At 72.3% G+C, this 20,485-nt stretch carries 22 protein-coding genes and 3 tRNA genes; 20 read left to right on the top strand and 5 right to left on the bottom strand.

What is annotated here, in order from left to right; genetic code table 11:
* Positions 1-33: 33 nt before the first annotated feature.
* Positions 34-1,227 carry a sensor histidine kinase gene (locus ACZ4MH_RS16975; RefSeq protein WP_351601973.1) on the bottom strand — a complete coding sequence of 398 codons (1,194 nt, stop codon included), beginning with the start codon at positions 1,225-1,227 and terminating at the stop codon, positions 34-36.
* 242 nt (positions 1,228-1,469) lie between these two features.
* Here ACZ4MH_RS16975 and ACZ4MH_RS16970 point away from each other — a divergent pair, with 242 nt between their 5' ends.
* The 12 genes from ACZ4MH_RS16970 to ACZ4MH_RS16915 all read left to right on the top strand — a co-directional run bounded on the left by ACZ4MH_RS16970 (position 1,470) and on the right by ACZ4MH_RS16915 (position 13,247).
* On the top strand, positions 1,470-1,871 hold the full coding sequence (locus tag ACZ4MH_RS16970) for an NADH-quinone oxidoreductase subunit A (protein ID WP_031050865.1): 402 nt from the start codon (positions 1,470-1,472) through the stop codon (positions 1,869-1,871).
* Complete coding sequence (locus tag ACZ4MH_RS16965; protein ID WP_351601969.1) at positions 1,862-2,566, top strand: NADH-quinone oxidoreductase subunit B; 705 nt, start codon at positions 1,862-1,864, stop codon at positions 2,564-2,566. Before ACZ4MH_RS16970 ends, ACZ4MH_RS16965 begins: the two co-directional genes overlap by 10 nt.
* Entirely contained in the window at positions 2,563-3,915 is a 1,353-nt protein-coding gene (locus tag ACZ4MH_RS16960; protein ID WP_467754544.1) for an NADH-quinone oxidoreductase subunit C, read from the top strand. Before ACZ4MH_RS16965 ends, ACZ4MH_RS16960 begins: the two co-directional genes overlap by 4 nt.
* Positions 3,912-4,877: a complex I subunit 1/NuoH family protein gene (locus tag ACZ4MH_RS16955; RefSeq protein ID WP_031050874.1), complete on the top strand. Its 966-nt coding sequence runs from the start codon at positions 3,912-3,914 to the stop codon at positions 4,875-4,877. Before ACZ4MH_RS16960 ends, ACZ4MH_RS16955 begins: the two co-directional genes overlap by 4 nt.
* Positions 4,878-5,489 (top strand): NuoI/complex I 23 kDa subunit family protein, encoded by a 612-nt coding sequence (locus ACZ4MH_RS16950; RefSeq protein WP_351590443.1) that lies wholly within the window; start codon positions 4,878-4,880, stop codon positions 5,487-5,489.
* Positions 5,486-6,079 (top strand): NADH-quinone oxidoreductase subunit J family protein, encoded by a 594-nt coding sequence (locus tag ACZ4MH_RS16945; RefSeq protein WP_351590445.1) that lies wholly within the window; start codon positions 5,486-5,488, stop codon positions 6,077-6,079. Before ACZ4MH_RS16950 ends, ACZ4MH_RS16945 begins: the two co-directional genes overlap by 4 nt.
* Complete coding sequence (gene nuoK, locus ACZ4MH_RS16940; protein WP_351590448.1) at positions 6,079-6,450, top strand: NADH-quinone oxidoreductase subunit NuoK; 372 nt, start codon at positions 6,079-6,081, stop codon at positions 6,448-6,450. The genes ACZ4MH_RS16945 and nuoK overlap by 1 nt, the downstream gene beginning before the upstream one ends.
* Positions 6,447-8,480 (top strand): NADH-quinone oxidoreductase subunit 5 family protein, encoded by a 2,034-nt coding sequence (locus tag ACZ4MH_RS16935; RefSeq protein ID WP_351590451.1) that lies wholly within the window; start codon positions 6,447-6,449, stop codon positions 8,478-8,480. Before nuoK ends, ACZ4MH_RS16935 begins: the two co-directional genes overlap by 4 nt.
* Positions 8,481-8,568: 88 nt before the next feature.
* Positions 8,569-10,248 (top strand): complex I subunit 4 family protein, encoded by a 1,680-nt coding sequence (locus ACZ4MH_RS16930; protein ID WP_351590454.1) that lies wholly within the window; start codon positions 8,569-8,571, stop codon positions 10,246-10,248.
* A 2-nt stretch (positions 10,249-10,250) separates the two neighbouring features.
* On the top strand, positions 10,251-11,834 hold the full coding sequence (locus ACZ4MH_RS16925) for an NADH-quinone oxidoreductase subunit N (RefSeq protein WP_351590457.1): 1,584 nt from the start codon (positions 10,251-10,253) through the stop codon (positions 11,832-11,834).
* Positions 11,835-11,994: 160 nt separating this feature from the next.
* Positions 11,995-12,858: a zinc metalloprotease HtpX gene (gene htpX, locus ACZ4MH_RS16920; protein ID WP_351590460.1), complete on the top strand. Its 864-nt coding sequence runs from the start codon at positions 11,995-11,997 to the stop codon at positions 12,856-12,858.
* On the top strand, positions 12,855-13,247 hold the full coding sequence (locus tag ACZ4MH_RS16915; protein WP_351590462.1) for a YccF domain-containing protein: 393 nt from the start codon (positions 12,855-12,857) through the stop codon (positions 13,245-13,247). Before htpX ends, ACZ4MH_RS16915 begins: the two co-directional genes overlap by 4 nt.
* Before the next feature lie 140 nt (positions 13,248-13,387).
* Here the strand turns inward: ACZ4MH_RS16915 and ACZ4MH_RS16910 are convergent, their stop codons facing one another.
* Positions 13,388-13,876 carry a YajQ family cyclic di-GMP-binding protein gene (locus ACZ4MH_RS16910; protein WP_351590465.1) on the bottom strand — a complete coding sequence of 163 codons (489 nt, stop codon included), beginning with the start codon at positions 13,874-13,876 and terminating at the stop codon, positions 13,388-13,390.
* 199 nt (positions 13,877-14,075) lie between these two features.
* Between ACZ4MH_RS16910 and ACZ4MH_RS16905 the strand changes: the two genes are divergently transcribed.
* A tRNA-Tyr gene (locus ACZ4MH_RS16905) sits at positions 14,076-14,157 on the top strand.
* 67 nt (positions 14,158-14,224) lie between these two features.
* On the opposite strand, the gene ACZ4MH_RS16900 is transcribed toward ACZ4MH_RS16905, so the two are convergent.
* Together ACZ4MH_RS16900 and ACZ4MH_RS16895 are read right to left on the bottom strand one after the other, a co-directional pair.
* Positions 14,225-14,887 carry an NAD(P)H-binding protein gene (locus ACZ4MH_RS16900; protein ID WP_351590468.1) on the bottom strand — a complete coding sequence of 221 codons (663 nt, stop codon included), beginning with the start codon at positions 14,885-14,887 and terminating at the stop codon, positions 14,225-14,227.
* A gap of 157 nt (positions 14,888-15,044) precedes the next feature.
* On the bottom strand, positions 15,045-16,304 hold the full coding sequence (locus ACZ4MH_RS16895) for an amidohydrolase family protein (RefSeq protein WP_351590471.1): 1,260 nt from the start codon (positions 16,302-16,304) through the stop codon (positions 15,045-15,047).
* Between the two features lie 173 nt (positions 16,305-16,477).
* On the opposite strand from ACZ4MH_RS16895, the gene ACZ4MH_RS16890 reads away from it, so the two are divergent.
* From ACZ4MH_RS16890 to ACZ4MH_RS16865, 6 genes are all read left to right on the top strand, one after another.
* Positions 16,478-16,550, top strand: a tRNA-Thr gene (locus ACZ4MH_RS16890).
* A gap of 46 nt (positions 16,551-16,596) precedes the next feature.
* A tRNA-Met gene (locus tag ACZ4MH_RS16885) sits at positions 16,597-16,669 on the top strand.
* Positions 16,670-16,759: 90 nt separating this feature from the next.
* Positions 16,760-16,924, top strand: coding sequence for a 50S ribosomal protein L33 (gene rpmG / locus ACZ4MH_RS16880; protein ID WP_006604855.1), 165 nt, complete (start codon positions 16,760-16,762; stop codon positions 16,922-16,924).
* 106 nt (positions 16,925-17,030) lie between these two features.
* Positions 17,031-17,486 (top strand): MaoC family dehydratase N-terminal domain-containing protein, encoded by a 456-nt coding sequence (locus ACZ4MH_RS16875; protein WP_351590474.1) that lies wholly within the window; start codon positions 17,031-17,033, stop codon positions 17,484-17,486.
* Positions 17,487-17,491: 5 nt separating this feature from the next.
* Positions 17,492-17,926: a MaoC family dehydratase gene (locus ACZ4MH_RS16870; protein WP_351590477.1), complete on the top strand. Its 435-nt coding sequence runs from the start codon at positions 17,492-17,494 to the stop codon at positions 17,924-17,926.
* A gap of 125 nt (positions 17,927-18,051) precedes the next feature.
* The gene (locus ACZ4MH_RS16865; RefSeq protein ID WP_351590479.1) at positions 18,052-19,107 is read left to right on the top strand and encodes a UDP-N-acetylmuramate dehydrogenase; all 1,056 of its coding nucleotides are present in this window, start codon (positions 18,052-18,054) and stop codon (positions 19,105-19,107) included.
* 56 nt (positions 19,108-19,163) lie between these two features.
* Here the strand turns inward: ACZ4MH_RS16865 and ACZ4MH_RS16860 are convergent, their stop codons facing one another.
* Positions 19,164-19,796 (bottom strand): NAD(P)-dependent oxidoreductase, encoded by a 633-nt coding sequence (locus ACZ4MH_RS16860; RefSeq protein WP_351590626.1) that lies wholly within the window; start codon positions 19,794-19,796, stop codon positions 19,164-19,166.
* Between the two features lie 60 nt (positions 19,797-19,856).
* On the opposite strand from ACZ4MH_RS16860, the gene ACZ4MH_RS16855 reads away from it, so the two are divergent.
* Positions 19,857-20,453 carry a TetR/AcrR family transcriptional regulator gene (locus ACZ4MH_RS16855; RefSeq protein ID WP_351590481.1) on the top strand — a complete coding sequence of 199 codons (597 nt, stop codon included), beginning with the start codon at positions 19,857-19,859 and terminating at the stop codon, positions 20,451-20,453.
* The last annotated feature ends 32 nt before the right edge of the window (positions 20,454-20,485 follow it).

The raw sequence follows: 20,485 nt of genomic DNA, 5'->3' as shown, positions 1-20,485 counted from the left end.
AGGCGGTGCGCCCGCCTCCGGAGGCAGCGCCCGCTACGGCGCGCTGCGCCACGGCAGCTCGGCCGTGATCTGCGTCGGCCCGCCCGTGGGCGAGTCGAGGACGAACAGCCCGTCGACCGAACCGAGCCGCTCGGACAGGCCGGCCAGCCCGCTCCCCGCGTCCAGCCGTGCGCCCCCGCGTCCGTCGTCGCGCACCTGTATGAGCAGCCGGTCCTCGGCCCGCCACACGTCGACCGACGCGCTGCGCGCCTGGGCGTGCTTGGAGACGTTCTGCAGCAGCTCGGAGACCGTGAAGTACGCGATGCCCTCGATGGCCGGCGCGGGGCGGCTCGCGATGTCCGCCGACACGGTGACGGGCACCGTGCAGCGCGCGGCCAGCGCCGAGAGCGCCGGGCCCAGGCCGCGGTCGGTGAGGATCGCCGGGTGGATGCCGCGGGCCAGGTCGCGCAGCTCCCGAAGGGCCAGCTTCACCTCGCCGTGCGCCTCGTCCACCATTCGCGCCGCCGCGTCCGGGTCCTCCAGCAGCTTCTCCTTGGCCAGCCCCAGCCCCATGGCGAGCGCCACGAGGCGGGCCTGCGCCCCGTCGTGCAGGTCGCGCTCGATGCGCCGCAGGTCGGCCGCCGCGGTGTCCACGACCGCCCCGCGCCCCGACTCCAGCTCGGCGATCCGCCGCTCCAGCTCGTCCGAGGGCGACAGCAGCCCCCGTATCAGCGCGCGGTCCACGTTCGTCAGCCCGCGCGCCACCCAGGGCAGCGCCGGCCAGGCCACGAAGAGCGACACGAAGGTGAGCGCGAAACTGAGCACGCCCCACGGCAGCCGTACGAAGACGTAGAGCGCGTGCCGCCAGCCGACCGGGTCCTTCAGGCGCGCCCACAGCCAGGGGAAGAAGCCCCGTTCGAGGGCGCGCGGCGGACTGGGCTCGGCGACGCGCACCCCGAGGAGCGCGCGGGCCCTGGCCCGCTCAAGCCTCCCGTACTGCCGGCAGCCCCCCAGGACCAGCGCGAGCAGCGGCAGCCCGATGACCGTGACCGACAGGCCCAGGCTCGCCGCCAGCCAGCTCACCAGCAGCGCGAAGGCCGTCACGTCCAGCGGGAAGTTGGACAGCAGGTGCGTGATCTCGCGCCAGGTCCAGGCGCTCAGGGGCGGGCGGGGCGGGGGAGGAACCAGGACGAATGCGTCGTCGTGGCCCTCGTGGGGGCGCGTGCCCGGGGCGGAGGTCACCGTCATACGGGCCAGCTTGCCGGGCCGCACGGCCCGCGACCATGGGGTGGATAGGTGGGGTGAAGTGGGGATATCCCCACCTCCCCGCCGGTGGGACTGATGGGCCCCGCCCCCGCAGGGCCTAGACTCCCGTCAGTACAGATCGTCGAAAAATTTCGGCGAAAGCGGTTGCAGAGGGGTGGCCCGGCGCGTACGGCGCGTACGAGGCGGCCCGCTGCACACGAGCAGTCAGGGAGCGAGGGGCGGACGTGCCGGACGCGACCGTACGCACCATCAGCGCCGCGGACTACTTCCAGGGCTATTCGGCTGTCGGGCTCATCGCCGTGATCGGCGTGCTCTTCGTGGCCGTCGCCTTCGGGTCCGCACGCCTGATGCGGCCTGTGGTGCCCACACCCGAGAAACTGCTCACGTACGAATGCGGAGTGGACCCCGTAGGGGAGGGCTGGGCACACACCCAGGTCCGCTACTACGTATACGCGTTCCTGTACGTCATCTTCGCCGTCGACTCGATCTTCCTGTTCCCCTGGGCGACGGTCTTCGCCGCACCCGGTTTCGGCGGCATCACGCTGGTGGAGATGTTCATCTTCCTCGGCTTCCTCGCTGTCGGCCTGCTCTACGCATGGAAGAAGGGCGTCCTGGAATGGACGTGACCCCCGCCTCCGCGGCCAACGGAGCCTCGCCGGGCCCCGAGCTCCTGCCCGAGCCGCGCCGCCTCGGCCCGCTGGCCCGCCTGGCCCCCGAACCGATGAAGGTGGTCCTGAACTGGGGCCGCCGCTACAGCCTGTGGGTCTTCAACTTCGGGCTCGCCTGCTGCGCGATCGAATTCATCGCCGCGTCCATGGCGCGGCACGACTTCATCCGGCTCGGCGTGATCCCGTTCGCGCCCGGCCCGCGCCAGGCCGACCTGATGGTCGTGTCCGGCACGGTCACGGACAAGATGGCGCCCGCGGTCAAGCGGCTGTACGAACAGATGCCCGAGCCGAAGTACGTGATCTCCTTCGGGGCCTGCTCCAACTGCGGCGGCCCCTACTGGGACTCGTACTCCGTCACGAAGGGCGTCGACCAGATCATCCCGGTGGACGTGTACGTACCGGGCTGCCCGCCGCGCCCCGAGGCGCTGCTGCAGGGCATCCTCAAGCTCCAGGAGAAGATCGCCCAGGAGTCGCTGGCGGAGCGGTACGGCCACGGCGGCGAGTCCGGGAAGACCGGCAAGGGCGCGGGCCGGCCGTCGGCCAAGGCGCTGCGGAGCGGGCTGGTGGCCCCGCCGGCGCCGCCCGCCGCCGGGCCCGGGCAGCCGACCACCGAGCAGCCGCCGTCCGAGCAGACCGGGGAGGACACCCGATGACGGACCGGTCGCCCGAGCCGGGCACGCCCGAAGAGGCGACGCCCGCAGCACCTGAAGGCAAGCCCGCGGCACCTGAAGGGGCGTCCGCGGCACCTGAAGGGGCGCCCGCCGAGGCCCCCGAAGGCGCGCCCGAAGCTGCCCCCGAAGCCGCGCCCGCGGCGCCCGTGGGGTGGCTGCCGGAGCCGGCCGAGCGGATCTTCGGGGCCGGGGCCACGGCCGAGGAGGCATACGGCCTGCTCACCGTGGACGTACCGGCCACGGCCTGGACCGACGCGCTGACCGCCGCCCGGGACGCCCTGGGCTGCACGTACTTCGACTGGCTGAGTGCCGTCGACGAGCCCGGTACCGGGTTCCGCGTCTGCGCGCACGTCGCCGACGTATCCCGTACCGGGGACATCCGGCGGCTCCTCGTACGGACGACCGTGCCGCACGAGGCGGCCGTGCTGCCCACGGCCATCGGCGTGTACGCGGGCGCGGGCTGGCACGAGCGCGAGACGCACGAGATGTTCGGCGTGGACTTCACGGGCCACCCCGGCCTCGCGCCGCTGCTGCTGCCCGACGGCTTCGAAGGCCACCCGCTGCGCAAGGACTTCGTGCTCGCCGCGCGGGTCGCCAAGGCGTGGCCGGGCGCGAAGGAGCCGGGCGAGTCCGAGCACGGCGGCCCCAAGCGCCGCCAGATGCTGCCGCCCGGCGTGCCCGACCCGAACGAGTGGGGCCCGCTCAAGGGCCAGCTGCCGCCCGCTCCGGCCCGTCCCGCGCGCGGAGCCGCCCGGGGCGCCCGAGCGGCCGGCGGTGCCGGTGCGGCGGGGCGTGCTGCCGGGGCCGGCCGGGCGGCCGGCGCGGGCCGGGAGGCAGCTGCGGGTGCCGCCGGGGAGCGGCCGGCCCGCCGGACGCGGAGCGTGAGCGCCGGGTCGGCGAGCCAGCAGGCCGCCGCGGCCGCCGAGACGCCCGACTCCAAGGGCGTCGAACCGCCGAAGGACACGGAGGCCCCGAAGGCCGCCGAGGCCGCCAAGGAGGCGGCCGCGGACCCGGCCCGTACGACGGGGCCGACGGCACCGGACACCGCGGCGTCCGCCCCCCGGACCGCTCCGCGCTCTTCGGACGCACCGTGGCACCATGCGCGTCCCGCGTTCGAAGGCGAGCCGTCATCGGAGGGCGAGCCGTCCTCCGGGGACAAGCCGTCACCCGAGGGCGAGACCCCGAAGGCCGAGCCCTCCGAGCCCGCCCCGAAGGCCGAGGGCGGCGCCCGTAAGGACGCACCGGCCGACGACACGGCACGTACCGACGACACCGCACGTCCCCGCGGCACCGACCGCACCGACGACGAGACAGGAGGCGGCCCCGCATGAGTGACACGCTCGCGATCGTCCTCCGCGTCCTCGCCGTCTTCGTGATCTTCCTGGTCTTCCCGCTCGTCATCGGCCAGACCGAGCACAAGGTCATGGCGCACATGCAGGGCCGCCTCGGCCCGATGTACGCGGGCGGCTTCCACGGCTGGGCGCAGCTGGTCGCCGACGGCGTGAAGTTCGCGCAGAAGGAGGACATCGTCCCGGCGGGTGCCGACCGGCGGATCTTCCAGCTCGCGCCGGCCGTCGCCCTGCTGCCGTACCTGCTCGTCCTGATCGCCATCCCGGTCGGCCCGGGCAACGCGGTCGGCCAGGCGCTCGACGCGGGCGTCTTCTTCGTGCTCGCGGTGATGGGCGTCGGCGTCCTCGGCTCCCTGATGGCCGGCTGGGCCTCGGCGAACAAGTTCTCCCTGCTCGGTGGCCTCCGTACGGCCGCGCAGCTGCTGGCGTACGAGCTGCCGATGCTGCTCGCCGCCGCGTCCGTCGCGATGGCCGCCGGCACGCTCTCGCTGCCCGGCATCCTCGACGCCTTCCACTGGTGGTGGGTGCCGTGGCAGATCGTCGGCGGGCTGGTGTTCTTCACGGCCGGGCTCGCGGAGCTGCAGCGCCCGCCGTTCGACATGCCGGTGGCCGACTCGGAGATCATCTTCGGCGCGTACACCGAGTACACGGGGCTGCGCTTCGCGCTCTTCCTGCTGGCCGAGTACGCCGGCATCGTCGTCCTCTGCGCGCTGACCGCCGTCCTCTTCCTGGGCGGCTGGCACGGTCCGTTCGGCGCGGACGGGCTGGGCTGGCTCTGGATGCTCCTGAAGACCGTCGTACTGGCCTTCGGCGTCATCTGGCTGCGGGTCAGCTACCCGCGGCTGCGCGAGGACCAGCTGCAGAAGCTCGCCTGGACCTGCCTCATCCCGCTCGCCCTCGCCCAGATCGCCCTCACCGGCGTCATCAAGGTGGTGATCTCCTAAATGGGCATCCCCGGTTCCGGCCTCGCCAAGGGCCTGGCCGTCACGCTCCGGACCATGACGAAGCGCACGGTCACCGAGCAGTACCCGGACGTCCAGCCCGAGCTGCCGTCCCGCACCCGCGGCGTCATCGGACTGTTCGAGGAGAACTGCACGGTCTGCATGCTGTGTGCCCGCGAGTGCCCGGACTGGTGCATCTACATCGACTCCCACAAGGAGACGGTGCCGCCGGCGGCACCCGGAGGCCGCGAGCGCAGCCGTAACGTGCTCGACCGCTTCGCCATCGACTTCTCGCTGTGCATGTACTGCGGGATCTGCATCGAGGTGTGTCCGTTCGACGCCCTCTTCTGGTCGCCGGAGTTCGAGTACGCCGAGACCGACATCCACGAGCTGACCCACGAGCGCGACAAGCTGCGCGAGTGGATGTGGACGGTGCCGGAGCCGCCCCCGCTCGACCCGGCGGCGGAGCAGCCCAAGGAGATCGCCGCCGCGCAGAAGGCCGCCGACAAGCTGGCGGCCCAGCAGGCCAAGGAGGCCGAAGAGGCGCGCCGGGCCGCATCCGGGGAGTCCGGGGAGCCCGGGGAGTCCGGTCGGGACGCAGGGGAGGAAGCGTGACGCTCGCCGCCGCCAGCCACGGCTTCCTGACGACCAGCGGCGTGGAGATCGCGTTTCTCCTCGTCGGCCTGGTCACCCTCGGCGCGGCCGTGGTCACCGTCACCACCAAGCAGCTGGTGCACGCCGCGCTGTGGCTGGTGGTCGCCCTCGGCGGAATCGCCGTGGAGTACCTCCTGCTCACCGCGGAGTTCATCGCCTGGGTGCAGGTGCTCATCTATGTCGGTTCCGTGGTCGTCCTCCTCCTCTTCGGACTGATGCTGACCAAGGCGCCCATCGGCCGCTCGCCGGACGCCGACTCGGGCAACCGCTGGGCCGCGCTCCTGGTGGCCGTGGCCTCCGCCGCGGCCCTCGTCTGGGTCGTCGTCGACGCCTTCCGCGCGTCCTGGATCGACCTGGACGGCGCCGCCCAGGGCTCCACCGAGGTCTCCGGGCGCAGCCTCTTCCAGCACTGGGTGCTGCCCTTCGAGGCGCTGTCCGTACTGCTGCTGGCGGCGCTGGTCGGCGCGATCGTGCTGTCCCGCAGGAACGGGGAGGGCACCCAGGAGACCGGCCGCGCCGCGGCCCCCGCACGCCGAGAGGGACAGCGCTGATGCATCTCGCCTACCCCGCCGTCCTCGCCGTCCTCCTCTTCTGCGTCGGCCTCTACGGCGTCCTCGCCCGGCGCAACGCGATCCTGGTCCTGATGTCCGTCGAGCTGATGCTCAACGCGGTCAACCTCAACCTCGTCGCCTTCGACGTCTGGCTGCGCGACGCCCTGCACGCCGGCCAGGCGCTCACCCTCTTCACGATCGCCGTCGCCGCCGCCGAGATCGGCATCGGCCTCGCGATCGTCCTGCTCGTCTACCGCAACCGCGGCAGCTCCGACGTCGACAAGCTCACCGACCTCGCCGAGCGCCCCGGAGACGGTACGGACGAGCACGCTCGACCGCAGTCCGACCAGCAGGCGGAGGCCGCCGCGTGACGACCACGACCACCGCCGTCCTCGTCCCCCTCCTGCCGTTCCTCGGCGCCGCCTTCGGCCTCTTCTTCGGCCGCCGCGCGCCCGGCCTCGTACGGCCGCTCTCCGTCCTGCCGACCCTCGCCGCGGCCGTGCTGGCCGTCGTCGTGGCCGCACGGCAGGGCGGGGGAGCGGCGGTCGACGCCGCGACGCAGCTGACCCCGACCGGCTCGGTCCCCATCGAACTGGCCCTGCACATCGACGGCTTCGCCGCCCTGGTGGCGGTCCTCGTCGGCACCGTCGCCACGTGCGTGCAGCTCTACTCCACCGGCTACCTGCGCGACGACCCGCGCTACGCCTCGTACGCCGCGCTGGTCTCCCTCTTCACCTCCGCGATGCTGCTCGTCGTCTACTCCGGCGACCTGATGGTGCTGCTGGTCGGCTGGGAGATCATGGGCATCTGCTCGTACTTCCTCGTCGGCCACTACTGGGAGACCGAGGCCGCCCGGTCCGCCTCCCTCAAGGCCTTCCTGGTCACCAAGCTCGGCGACGTCCCCTTCCTGTTCGGTCTCTTCGCGCTCGCCGCGGACGCCGGCACCTTCCGCATCACCGGCGTACTGAACGCCGTCACCAGCGGCGACCTGCACCACCCGACGCTGATCGCGCTGCTGCTGCTCGCCGGTGTGGCGGGCAAGTCCGCGCAGTTCCCGCTGCACACATGGCTGCCCGACGCGATGGCCGGCCCGACGCCGGTCTCCGCGCTGATCCACGCCGCCACGATGGTCGCGGCCGGTGTCTACTTCATTGCCCGGCTCCTCCCGGTCTTCGCGGCCTCCGCCGCGGCGCTGGTCGTACTCGCCGTGATGGCCGCCGTGACCATGGTCGGCTCGGCGCTCGCCGCGCTCGCCCAGGACGACATCAAGCGGGTACTGGCGTACTCCACGGTCGGCCAGCTCGGCTACATGACCGGCGCGCTGGCCGTCGGTGACCGCAGTGCGGCCGTCTTCCACCTCCTCTCGCACGGCGCCTTCAAGGCGCTCCTCTTCCTCGGCGCCGGCGTGATCATCCACGCCGCCGGCACCAACTCGCTCGCCGCCATGTCGCGGATGCGCGGCCTGTCCAAGCGCATCCCCGACGCCTTCTGGACGGTGACGGTCGCGCTCCTCGCGCTCGCCGCCATCCCGCCGTTCGCCGGCTTCTTCTCCAAGGAAGCCGTCCTCGGCGCCGCCGAGCACGCCGCCGTCGGCGAGGCACATCTCGCGCTCGGCGGGGCACACGGCCACCTCGGCTCCGTGCCGTCCGCCGCCGGCTGGACCGTCCTGATCGCCGGCCTGCTCACCGCCCTCCTCACGGCCGCCTACGCGACCCGCCTGTGGCTGCTCGCCTTCTTCGGCCGCGGCCCGCAGGAGGCCCCCGACCACGGCAAGCAGCCGTTCGCCATGAACGCCGTGCTGTGGGTGCTCTTCATCCCCACCGCCGCGTTCGGCATCGCCGCGCCCGTCCTCCCGGACTGGTTCGACGGCAACGCGCTGACGCCGACCCTGGTCACCTCCGTCCTCGGCACCGGCCTCGCGCTGGCCGGCGCGCTGATCATGTACGGCGCCTGGCGGCATACGAACGCCGTCGCAGCCCGCAGCCCCCTCGGCGCCGTCGCGGTCGACCCGGAAGCCGCCCCGGCGGTCTCCGAGGAAGAGGCCATCGCCAGCCACGCCGCGGCCTACGGGGACAACGCCGGAGCGCCGGACCCTGCCGACCCCGGGCGCCTCCTCCTCGGCCCGCTGCACGCCCCGGCGACCTGCGGCTTCCACCTGGACGCCGTGTACACCGCGCTCTTCGTCCGGCCCGTACGCGCCGCCGCCCGGCTCGTCCGCTTCCTCGACCGCGAGGTCGTCGACACCTACGTGCACGGCGCGGGCACCGGCGCACGCTGGCTGGGCTCGGCCGTCCGCCGGGCACAGACCGGCAACGTGCAGACCTACCTCGGGGCGCTGCTCGCGGGCTCACTCGTGCTGGCCGTCGCCGCCGTCCTCGTCGCTACGGGCACGGGAGCCTGACCATGCCGCAATCTTCCGGGGGACGACCCCCGTACCCCCAGCCGCTGTCCGGGCTCGCCGGAGCCAACACCCTGAGGAGGGCCTGACCATGAGCCACCACGCCCTGCAGATCCTCCTCGCGGGCGTCGTCGTCCTCCCGCTGATCGGCGCGCTCGCGGCGCTGCTCCCGGCCCCGCCCGGCCTGAAGGGCCGCAACCCGGACCAGGCCGTGCTCCGCCACGGCGTGACCGTCACCGGCGTCGTCCTTGCCGCGTCCCTCGCGCTCACGGCCGGCTTCGACCACGGCCACCCCGCCCGGATGCAGGCTCAGACCGATATCAGCTGGATCCCGGCGCTCGGCATCCGTATCCACCTCGGCATCGACGGCATCTCGCTCCCCCTCGTCGTCCTGACCGCGCTGCTGACGTTCCTCTGCGCGCTCTACAGCTACTTCAAAATGCCGGCGGGCCCGTCTCCCAAGGCATTCGTCGCGCTGATCCTCGTGCTCGAGTCCGGCACCCTCGCCAGCTTCGCCGTCCTCGACCTGATGCTCTTCTTCCTCGCCTTCGAGATGGTCCTCATCCCGATGTACTTCCTGATCAACCGCTGGGGCGGCGCGAACAGGCAGTACGCGGCCTGGAAGTTCATCCTCTACACGCTGCTCGGCTCCGTCGTGATGCTGCTGGGCCTCCTCCTCATCGGCCTGAAATCCGGCACCTTCGACATGGTGGCACTCGCCACTGACAACGGCCCGAAATCCCAGCTCAGCCACACGGTTCAGCTCGTGGCCGTGCTCGCGATCGGCATCGGACTGGCGGTCAAGGCGCCGATGTGGCCGCTGCACAGCTGGCTGCCCGACGCCCACACCGCGGCCCCCACCGTCGGCTCGGTCCTGCTCGCCGGCGTACTGCTGAAGATGGGCACGTACGGTTTCGTGCGCATCGCGCTGCCCATCGCGCCGGACGGCATGCACACCTTCGCGCCGTACCTCGCCGCCTTCGCCGCGGTCGGGATCATCTACGGCTCGCTCGCCTGCCTCGCGCTGGCCCGCCGCGGCGCCAAGGGAGACCTCAAGCGCCTGATCGCGTACAGCTCGGTCGGCCACATGGGCTTCGTGCTGCTCGGCATCGCGTCCATGACGCCCACCGGCGTCAACGGCGCGCTCTTCGCCAACATCGCCCACGGCCTCATCACCGGCCTGCTCTTCTTCATGGTCGGCGCGCTCAAGGACCGGTACGGGACCACCGACCTGGACCGGCTCGCCGGCCGGACCGGCGCCGCGCTCTACGGCCGCGCGCCCCGCTTCGGCGGCCTGCTCGCCTTCGGGGCGATCGCCTCGCTCGGCCTGCCAGGCCTGGCCGGCTTCTGGGGCGAGATGCTCGCGATGTTCGGCGCCTTCAAGCCCGCCGACGGCCTCAGCCGCCCCGCCTTCCTGACCTTCATGGCGCTGGCCGGCCTGGGCACCCTGCTGACCGCCGCGTACCTCCTCGTCGTCGTCCGCCGGGTCTGCATGGGCAGCAAGGAGACCGCCGAGCAGGACGCGCTGGCCGCCACCTCGGGCGAGGGCTCGACCGCCGGGGTCACCCCCGGCCCGGCCGCCGCGACCACCGTCGCCACGGCCCCCACCGCGGTCAAGGAGAAGGCCCCCGCCCTCCCCGACATCGCCCCCTACGAGTACGTGGCCTGGACCCCGCTGGCCGCCCTCACCGTCCTCGCCGGCCTCTGGCCCGCGGCCCTGCTGGGCCTCACCGACCCGGCCGTGCAGAACCTCCTCGGAGGCGGTAGCTGATGATGACTGTCCTCGCAGCGAGCGCCGGGAGCGCAGCGGCCGGCGGGACCGCCACGCACGCGGCGGGCGGCGTCACGAGCCTCGTCCAGTCCGTGGACTGGCTCGCCGTCGCCCCGCCCACCCTCGCCGCCGTCTTCGCCCTGATCGTCCTCGTCGCCGATCTCTTCCTCTCCGAGCGCCGCAAGCCGCTCCTCGGATGGATCGGCGTCGTGGGCCTGGTGCTGGCCGGCCTGTCGCTGCTGCCGCTTCTGAAGGGCGACCGCACCACCTTCTGCCTCACCGCGCACCCCGAGGTGTGCAGCTACGAGGCCGACCACTTCGCGATCGTCGTCCAACTGCTGGTCCTCGGCGGCGCGCTGCTCACCGCCCTGCTGTCGGTCAACCCGGTCAAGGACGAGAAGCTGCCCGGCGGGGAGTTCTGGTTCCTGCTGCTGTCCTCGGCGGCCGGTGCCGCCCTGCTGCCGGCCTCCCGGGACCTCGCCACGCTGGTCATCGCCCTCGAAGTGGCCTCGCTGCCCGCGTTCGCCCTCGTGGGCATCAGGCGCGGCGACCGGCTCTCCTCCGAGGCGGCGCTGAAGTTCTTCCTGTCCTCGGTCACCGCGACCGCCGTGATGCTGCTCGGCGTCAGCTTCGTGTACGCAGCCACCGGCAGCCTGCACCTCGCCCAGGTGGCCGAGGCCCTCACCCACCCGGACCCGCAGCTCGATGTGCTGGCCAAGGCCGGCGTCGCGCTCACCCTCGTGGGCTTCGCCTTCAAGACGGCCGCCGCGCCGTTCCACTTCTGGGTGCCCGACACCTACGTTGGCGCGCCGCTCCCGGTGGCCGCGTACCTCTCCGTGGTCGGCAAGGCGGTCGGCTTCTCCGGCCTGATCGTCGTCACCGTCAAGGCGTTCCCCTCGTACAGCGACGTCTGGGGCCCGGTCCTCGCCGTACTGGCCGCGCTCACCATGACGGTCGGCAACGTCGCCGCGCTGCGCCAGCGCCCCGACCGCGCGCACAGCGCCGTACGCCTGCTGGCCTGGTCCTCCGTCGGCCAGGCCGGGTACCTCCTGGTGCCGATCGCGTCCGCCGCGTACGCCGACGACGCCGCACACGCCATCGGGTCCACGGTGGCGTACGCCCTCATGTACGCGGCGGTGAACCTCGGGGCCTTCGCGGTGGCCGCCCTCGTGGCCCGCACGCACCCGGGGAACCGCATCGCCGACTACCGGGGCCTCTACGCCGCGCACCCCGTGTACGCGCTCGCCCTCGGCTTCTTCCTGCTGTGCCTGGCCGGCCTGCCGCCGGGCATCATCGGGCTGTTCGCCAAGGTCACGGTCTTCTCCGCGGCCGTGGACGCGGGCCTGGCCTGGCTGGCCGTCGTGATGGCCGTCAACGTCGTGATCGCGCTCTACTACTACCTGCAGTGGACGGCGGTCCTCTTCCGCGCACCGGAGACCGCCCCCGAGGGCGAGGCCCGGCCCGCCACCCGGCCGCGCATCCCGGCCCCGCTCGCCACCGCGGTCGGCCTCTCCGCGCTCGTCGGCATCGCGCTCTCCGGCGCCCCGCAGCTCGTCCTGCGCTTCGCCTCGGGCGCGCTGCTCTAGCAGCCCCGGAACAGCCCCACCCGAACGGACCAACGCCCCCCTCCAGGGGCCGAGGGAACCACGCTCCGCCGTCTGGCGTTGACCAGAAACGGAGGGTCCACTGAAAAGTGGACACGTAATCGCAAAGGGTTCCCCTGCCGCACGACCTGGAGGGCGTACCGTGCACCGCCGGCACAACGGGCTCAGGACCGCAGTTCTCCTCGGGGGACTGTCCGCGCTCATCATCGTCATCGGCAGCCTGTTCGGCCGTACTGGCCTGGTCGTCGCGGTTCTCGTGGCGCTGGGCACCAACGCGTACGCGTACTGGAACAGCGACAAGCTCGCCCTGCGCGCCATGCGGGCGCGCCCCGTCAGCGAGTTCCAGGCGCCCCAGCTCTACCGCATGGTCCGCGAGCTCTCCACGGCAGCGCGCCAGCCCATGCCCCGTCTGTACATCTCACCGACCCAGGCCCCGAACGCCTTCGCGACCGGCCGCAATCCGCGCAACGCCGCGGTCTGCTGCACGGAGGGCATCCTCCAGCTGCTGGACGAGCGCGAGCTGCGCGGCGTGATCGGGCACGAGCTCAGCCATGTCTACAACCGCGACATCCTGATCTCCTCCGTCGCGGGCGCGCTCGCCTCCGTGGTGATGTTCCTGGTGAACTTCGCCTGGCTGATCCCCATCGGCAGATCGGACGACGACGAGGGCCCCGGGCTGTTCGGCATGTTGCTGATCATGATCCTCGGACCGCTCGCCGCGTCCCTCATCCAGCTCGCCGTCAGCCGCTCCCGGGAGTACGAGGCGGATGCCTCCGGCGCCCGGCTCACGGGCGACCCGCTGGCCCTCGCCTCGGCCCTGCGGAAGCTGGAGTACGGCACGCAGCAGCTCCCGCTGCCGCCGGAGCCGCGCCTGGAGACGGCGAGCCACATGATGATCGCGAACCCGTTCCGGGCCGGCGATGGCCTCTCCAAGCTCTTCTCGACCCATCCGCCGATGCGGGAGCGCATCAGCCGCCTGGAGGAACTGGCAGGGTACACACCGTGAAGACCATCCTGAACATCATCTGGCTCGTCCTGTCCGGCTTCTGGCTGTTCCTCGGCTACGCCCTGGCCGGCGTGATCATGTGCATCCTGATCGTCACGATCCCCTGGGGCATAGCGTCCTTCAGGATCGGCATGTACGCCCTCTGGCCGTTCGGCTACACCACGGTCGAGCGGCGCGAAGCGGGCGCCGCGTCCTGCCTGGGCAACGGCATCTGGCTGGTGCTCGCGGGCTGGTGGCTGGCGCTCGGGCACATCGTCACGGGCATCGCCCTGTGCGTCACGATCATCGGCATCCCCTTCGGGATCGCGAACTTCAAGCTGATCCCGGTGTCGCTGCTGCCGCTGGGCCGCGAGATCGTCCGTACGGACCAGCCCTTCGCGGCCCGCTGAGGCGCCGCTGAAGCGCCACTGAAGCGCCACTGAAGCGCCCGCTGAGACGGCGTCCTTCCGTACGCGGATACGCCGACGGGGCGGCGCGCCGTGCGCGTGCCGCCCCGTCCGGTGTGTCCGTCGCCCCGTAGGCGCAGCGCCTACCGGTAGTTCACGAACTGGAGGGCGAAGTCCAGGTCCTTGCCCTTCAGGAGCTGCTGGACGGCCTGCAGGTCGTCGCGGCTCTTGGAGGACACGCGCAGCTCGTCGCCCTGCACCTGCGCCTTGACGCCCTTGGGGCCCTCATCGCGGATGATCTTGGCGACCTTCTTCGCGTTCTCCTGGGAGATGCCCTCCTCGAGCGACGCGAAGATCTTGTACTCCTTGCCGGAGGCCTGGGGCTCGCCCGCGTCCAGCGCCTTCAGCGAGATCCCGCGCTTGACCAGCTTGGACTGGAAGATGTCGAGGACGGCCTTCACGCGCTCCTCGGCGTTGGCGCGCATCTCGATCTTCTCGCCGGACCAGGCGATCGAGGCGTCGACGCCCTTGAAGTCGTACCGCTGCGAGATCTCCTTGGCGGCCTGGTTGAGGGCGTTGTCGACCTCCTGCCGCTCGACCTTCGAGACGATGTCGAAACTGGAGTCGGCCATGTTGAGTTGGCTCCTCGTACGTAGATCAGTCAGGGACGCGGCCCGTCCGGGACCGCCCCGCAAGCCTAGCCACCCGGGCAGCGGCCCGGCCGTGATCGGGGTGCGCGGAACCGAGTGGCGGACCACCCCCTGCCATCGGGTATGGTTTACGTCGTTGCCACGGAGCACCGCCCAGGCGGGATTCCCGGCAGCGATCCCAGGCGGTGTGCCCGAGCGGCCAAAGGGAGCAGACTGTAAATCTGCCGGCTCAGCCTTCCCAGGTTCGAATCCTGGCGCCGCCACAGGAGAGCGAAAGGCCCCCACGGAAGTGGGGGCCTTTGCGTGTTTGCTGGGCGGTTGCTCGCGGGCTCAGCCGCTCGCCGCGTTCCGTACCGCGTCCTCGACCGGTACGTCGCCGCCGATCAGCTCCAGTGTCCGGCCGGCCGTCTTCGGCTCGTCCAGCAGGGCCACCAGTACCGCCGCCACGTCGTCCCGGGTGACGTCGCCCCGGCCGGTCGACTCCTCCAGCCGCACCCGCTCCGTGCCCGCGTCGTCCGTCAGCCGCCCCGGGCGCAGGATCGTCCAGTCCAGGCCCGCCCTGTCCCGTACGTCCGCGTCCGCCGCGCCCTTGGCGCGCAGATAGGCGGCGAACACCGGGTCCGTGCCCTCGGGCGGCTCGCGGTCCGCTCCCATGGAGGAGATCACCAGGAACCGCCGTACGCCCGCGGCCTCGGCGGCGTCGGCGAACAGCGTGGCGGCGCCCCGGTCGACGGTCTCCTTGCGTTCGGCGCCGCTGCCCGGGCCCGCGCCCGCGGCGAAGACCGCGGCGTCCGCGCCCTCCAGATGCCGTGCGACCTCCCCGACCGTGGCCGTCTCCAGGTCGCACACGACCGGTTCGGCGCCGGCGGCCAGGAGAGCCCCGGCCTGCTCGGGCCGCCGGACGATGCCCGCGACGTCGTCCCCGCGCGCGTGGAGCAGCCGCTCCAGCCGCAGCGCGATCTGACCATGTCCTCCTGCGATGACAATGCGCATGATCCCGACCGTACGCCCGCGCGCCGCGGGCCGGGCGCCGAAGCCCCGCACACGCCGCCGGGTGAGGGCGTTCCACGCCATCCGGCGCACAGCGCGTACGCGGAGCGCGTCCGAAAAGCCCGCGCCCGCGCGGATGTCCGAAAGCCCGCGCCCGCTCTCAGCGTTGCGACTGCCGCGGCAGTTCCAGCGCCACCGTCGCCTCCGAGTCGCAGTACTCGCGGACCGCGCTCGTACGGGCCACCACCCGCCCCCGGTGGACCACGATCCGGCTGTACGCCAGGGACAGCGCGGCCGCGATGCCGTCGCCGCGCACGGCCAGCAGCTCGGCGGGGAAGCCCGCCTCCACGCGGACCTCCGGGAGGCCGAGCGTCTCCCGCGCCGCCGCGCTCACCGCGTCGTACGCGCCCTCCGGGCTCGCCTCGCCGCGCGCCGCCAGCAGGTAGGCGGCCTCCAGCGGATCGGCCCGGCCGACCGGGTTCGCCGCGTCCCGGAGCGCGCCGCTGCCCGCCGTGACGCGCACCCCGGCCGCCCGCAGCAGCCGCACCGGCGCCGGGCCCGTCACCTGCGAGGACGGCCGTTCCAGGCCCGCACAGTCGCCCTGCGGCAGGCAGACGACCGTGACCCCGGCCGCCGCCAGCTGCTCCGCTGCGCGCGCGGCCACCCGCCACGGCATCCGGGCCAGCCCCGCGCACGGTCCGATGGCCACGCCGGGCCGCAGCCCGCCGGCCATCGCCGCCAGCCGGCCCAGCCGGGCCGGGTCGTCCCCGTCCGTATGCAGGTCGACCGCGCAGCCGAACTCGGCGGCCAGGTCCAGGACCGTCTCCGCATAGCCCGCAGGGTCGGGGTCCAGGTCGGGGCAGCCGCCGAGCACCGTGGCGCCCATCTTCACGGCGTCCCGCAGCATCGCCCGCGCGTCCGCGCCCGCCGCGCCGGTCAGCAGCCGCGGCACGGCCACCGCGGTGAGGTCGGCGAGCCCGTGCAGGGTCCGCCGGGCCTGCAGTACGGCCCCCAGGGAGCGCAGCCCGGAGACGTCCCCGATCCGTACGTGCGTCCGCAGCGCGGTCGCCCCGTGCCCGAGGTGCAGCAGCGCCGACTCCGTGGTGCGGCGCTGCACGTCGTCCGGGTCGTCGGAGGCGGGCCCGCCGCAGTCGGCGGTCAGCGCCGTGTCGCAGTGCGCGTGCGGTTCGGCGGGGGCCGGCAGCAGCAGGTAGCCGTGCAGGTCGATACGGGGCCCCTGGGTGTCGAGGCTGCCGGTCGTGCCGACCGCCTCGATGCGCCCGCCGCCGAGCCGTACGTCCACCGTCCGGCCGTCGGCCAGCCGGGCGCCGCACAGCACCAGGGAGCCCGCGTCGGGCCGCTCGGACCGGCCGGACCCGTGCGGCTTCCCCGGCTTCGGCTGCTGACTGCTGTCGGCCATCGCGCTCCTAGGGGGTGCAAGATCACGCAGCGTGGTCCGAGCCTAGGGCGCGGTACGGGCGCCTTCGAGCAGGCGCGGAATAGTCGTACCGGTGTGGTGTACGAGGCAGTTGTGGCGACGGGCCGATACGGATTTCACGTTTGGCTGTCGGCCGTGTAATGTCTTCATCGCTCGCCCCAATAGCTCAGTCGGCAGAGCGTCTCCATGGTAAGGAGAAGGTCTACGGTTCGATTCCGTATTGGGGCTCTGGTGTGTGAGGTACTCACCTTCGGGTGAGTCCCACTCGCATCACAGCGGTGTAGCTCAGTCGGTAGAGCAAGCGGCTCATAATCGCTGTGTCACCGGTTCAAGTCCGGTCACCGCTACACACAGTAGCCGATTGTGGGGTCGGTCCTCCGATCGGCTACTATTCATGCGTTAATCCGTCCAAACTTGTTCGTCCAAGGAGCACTCACGTGGCTGCCACCGACGTCCGCCCGAAGATCACGCTGGCCTGCGTGGAGTGCAAGGAGCGGAACTACATCACCAAGAAGAACCGGCGTAATGACCCGGACCGTCTTGAGATGAAGAAGCACTGCCCCCGTTGCAACTCGCACACCGCGCACCGCGAGACGCGATAACAACAAAGGCACTGCTCAGATAAGCAGTTACTACGAGGCCGCCCCCACATTAGGGGGCGGCCTCGTAGCGTTGGAGCCCGCGTGACACCCCTGGAGGTTGCGAGCCATGGCGCTCGACCAGTCCTTTGTCGGACGGACGTACCCGCCCACCGACCCGTATGAAGTGGGCCGCGAGAAGATCCGGGAATTCGCCGAGGCGATCGGTGACGCGAACCCGGCGTACACGGACACCGAAGCCGCCAAGGCCCTCGGCCATCCCGATGTGATCGCCCCGCCGACCTTCGTCTTCGCGATCACCTTCAAGGCCGCGGGGCAGGTGGTCCAGGACCCGCAGCTGGGTCTGGACTACAGCCGGGTGGTGCACGGCGACCAGAAGTTCGCCTACACCCGTCCGGTGCGCGCCGGCGACCGGCTGACCGTCACCTCCACCATCGAGTCGATCAAGTCCCTCGCGGGCAACGACGTCCTCGACATCCGGGGCGAGGTGCACGACGAGGCCGGTGAGCACGTGGTGACCGCGCTCACCAAGCTGGTGGCCCGCGCCGCCGATGAGGAGGCCTGACAGCGATGACCGCGAAGATCTCTTACGACGACGTCGAGGTCGGCACGGAGCTGCCCGCACAGTCGTTCCCCGTGACACGCGCCACTCTTGTCCAGTACGCGGGCGCCTCCGGCGACTTCAACCCGATCCACTGGAACGAGAAGTTCGCCAAGGAGGTGGGCCTCCCGGACGTCATCGCGCACGGCATGTTCACCATGGCCGAGGCGGCCCGCGTGGTGACGGACTGGGCCGGTGACCCGGCCGCGGTGGCCGAGTACGGCGTGCGCTTCACCAAGCCGGTGGTCGTGCCGAACGATGACCAGGGCGCGGTGATCGAGGTGTCGGGCAAGGTCGCGGCGAAGCTGGACGATGACGCGCGGACGGTGCGGGTCGACCTGACGGCGATGAGCGCGGGGCAGAAGGTGCTGGGGATGTCGCGGGCCGTGGTGCGGCTCGCCTGACGTCGTCTGTGGTGCGGGTGGGTGGTAGCGGCGTCCCGCCGTCGGGGTTCCGCTGTGCCCACCCGTTCCGCCCCAGCGGAACGACTGCCCACAGCGGCCGGGGTGTGCGCCCGTACTCTTGAGGGGTGCAGGTACTTCAGGATGCTCCCCTTGCCCCTCTGACCACCTTTCGGCTCGGCGGGACGGCCGCGCGGCTCGTCACGGCCACGACCGACGACGAGGTGATCGCCGCCGTCCGTGCGGCCGACGCGAGCGGCACCCCGCTGCTGATCATCGGCGGCGGCAGCAACCTCGTCATCGGCGACAAGGGCTTCGAGGGCACCGCGCTGCGCATCGCGACCCGCGGCTTCGACCTGGACGGCACGGCGCTGACCCTGGCCGCCGGTGAGAACTGGTCCGAGGCCGTGGCCCGTACGGTCGAGGCGGGCCTGGCGGGCGTCGAGTGCCTGGCCGGCATCCCCGGCTCCGCGGGCGCCACGCCGATCCAGAACGTGGGTGCGTACGGCCAGGAAGTGTCGGCCACCATCACCGAAGTGATCGCCTTCGATCGCCAGGCGGACGAAACGGTGACGCTGACGAACGCCGAGTGCGACTTCTCGTACCGGCACAGCCGCTTCAAGGAGCACCCCGACCGGTACGTCGTGCTGCGCGTCCGCTTCGCCCTGGAGGACGCGGGCGGCCTGTCCGCGCCCATCAAGTACCCCGAGACGGCCCGCGTGCTGGGCGTCGAGGCAGGCGACCGGGTGCCCGCCGCGACCGCCCGCGAGACGGTGCTCAAGCTGCGCGCCGGCAAGGGCATGGTCCTGGACCCGGAGGACCACGACACCTGGTCGGCGGGGTCCTTCTTCACCAACCCGGTCCTCACGGCCGAGGAGTACCGGGAGTTCGTCGACCGGGTGCACGAGCGGCTCGGCGCCGATGTCATGCCGCCCGCCTTCCCCACTGGGGACGGGCGTACGAAGACGTCCGCCGCCTGGGTGATCGACAAGGCCGGCTTCACCAAGGGGTACGGCGAAGGCCCGGCGCGCATCTCCACCAAGCACACGCTCGCGCTCACCAACCGGGGCGCGGCGACGACGGAGGACCTGCTCGCGCTGGCCCGTGAGGTGCGCGACGGAGTGCGCGCGGCCTTCGGGGTGACGCTGGTGAACGAGCCGGTGATGGTGGGCGTCGGCCTCTGAGGCGCGCGGCGCCCGAGAGGCGGCCTTCGCGCGGCCCCGTAGGCCACGCCCGCGCCCTAGTAGGCCACGCCCACGCCCTGCTTCACCGTCGCCGGGTCGCCGGCCATCGCGAGCATCGCGTGCGCCACGTCGGCGCGCGAGATCGTACGGCCGCTGCGCGGGGTCCCGCCGACGGCCGTGCGGTACGTGCCGGTCAGCGGTCCGTCGGTCAGCTTCGGCGGGCGTACGGCCGTCCAGTCCGTCGCGGAGCGGGCCAGCTCGGCCTCCATGGCGGTGAGGTCGGTGTAGATGTCCTTCAGGAGCGCGCCGATCACCGCCCGTAGGGCGCGGTCGAGACGCGGCTCGCCCTCGGGGACGGGGCCGACCGGCGCAGCGCTCACCACGAGGAGCCGCCGTACGTCCGCCGCTTCCAGGGCGCGCAGTACGGGAACGGTCACCCGGGTGGCGGTCCCCGCGTCCTTACGGGAGCGCGCGCCCAGCCCGGAGAAGACCACGTCCCGCCCCGCCACCGCCGGGCGCAGCGTCTCGGGGTCCGCGAGGTTCGCCCTGAACACCTCCAAGCCCGCCCCCGAGACCGTCAGCCGTGCCGGGTCGCGGACCACGGCCGTCACCTCGTGACCCGCCGCCAGCCCCTGCCTGACGATCTCCTGACCGATGCCACCGGTCGCCCCGAAGACCGTGAGCTTCAGCGTCATGATGTCCGCACCTCCTGAGGTGGGTAAGTATTCACTCACCCTTAGGGTGAGTGAATGCCCACCCAGAAGTCAACGCCCGCCAGGATCCTCGACGCCGCCCATGAACTGCTGCGCACGACCGGCCTCGCGCGCACCACCACCAAGGAGATCGCGCGCGCCGCCGGCTGCTCCGAGGCGGCGCTCTACAAGCACTTCGCGAACAAGGAAGAGATCTTCGTACGGGTACTGAAGGAGCGGCTGCCGGGCGTCGGCCCGCTCCTGGAGGAGCTCACCGCCGACCCGGGGGAGCGCACCGTCGAGGAGTGCCTGACCGCCGTCGCCCGCCGGGCCATGGACCTCTACGCGCAGACGCTGCCGATCGCCGGCTCGCTCTTCGCCGAGCCCGCGCTGCTGCGGAGGCACCGGGAGGGCCTGGCGGAGCTCGGCACGGGGCCGCACGAGCCGCGCGACCAGCTCGCCCGCTACCTGCGCCGGGAGCGCGACCGCGGGCGTATCCGCGCCGACGCCGACCCCGAGGCCGCCGCCGCGCTGCTGCTCGGCGCCTGCTTCCAGCGCGCCTTCTTCACCGCCTTCTCGGAAGGCACGGCGGCGGAATCCACGGGTGACTTCGCCGCGGAGGCGGCCCGGACGGTCCTCACAGGCATCGGCTGAGGGCTACGGAGTACCGAGTGCGGAGTACGGAG

It is taken from the genome of Streptomyces sp. NPDC026301 (assembly GCF_055567935.1).
Note: the sequence above shows the minus strand (reverse complement) of the source record. Positions and strands in the feature narration are given on the sequence as shown.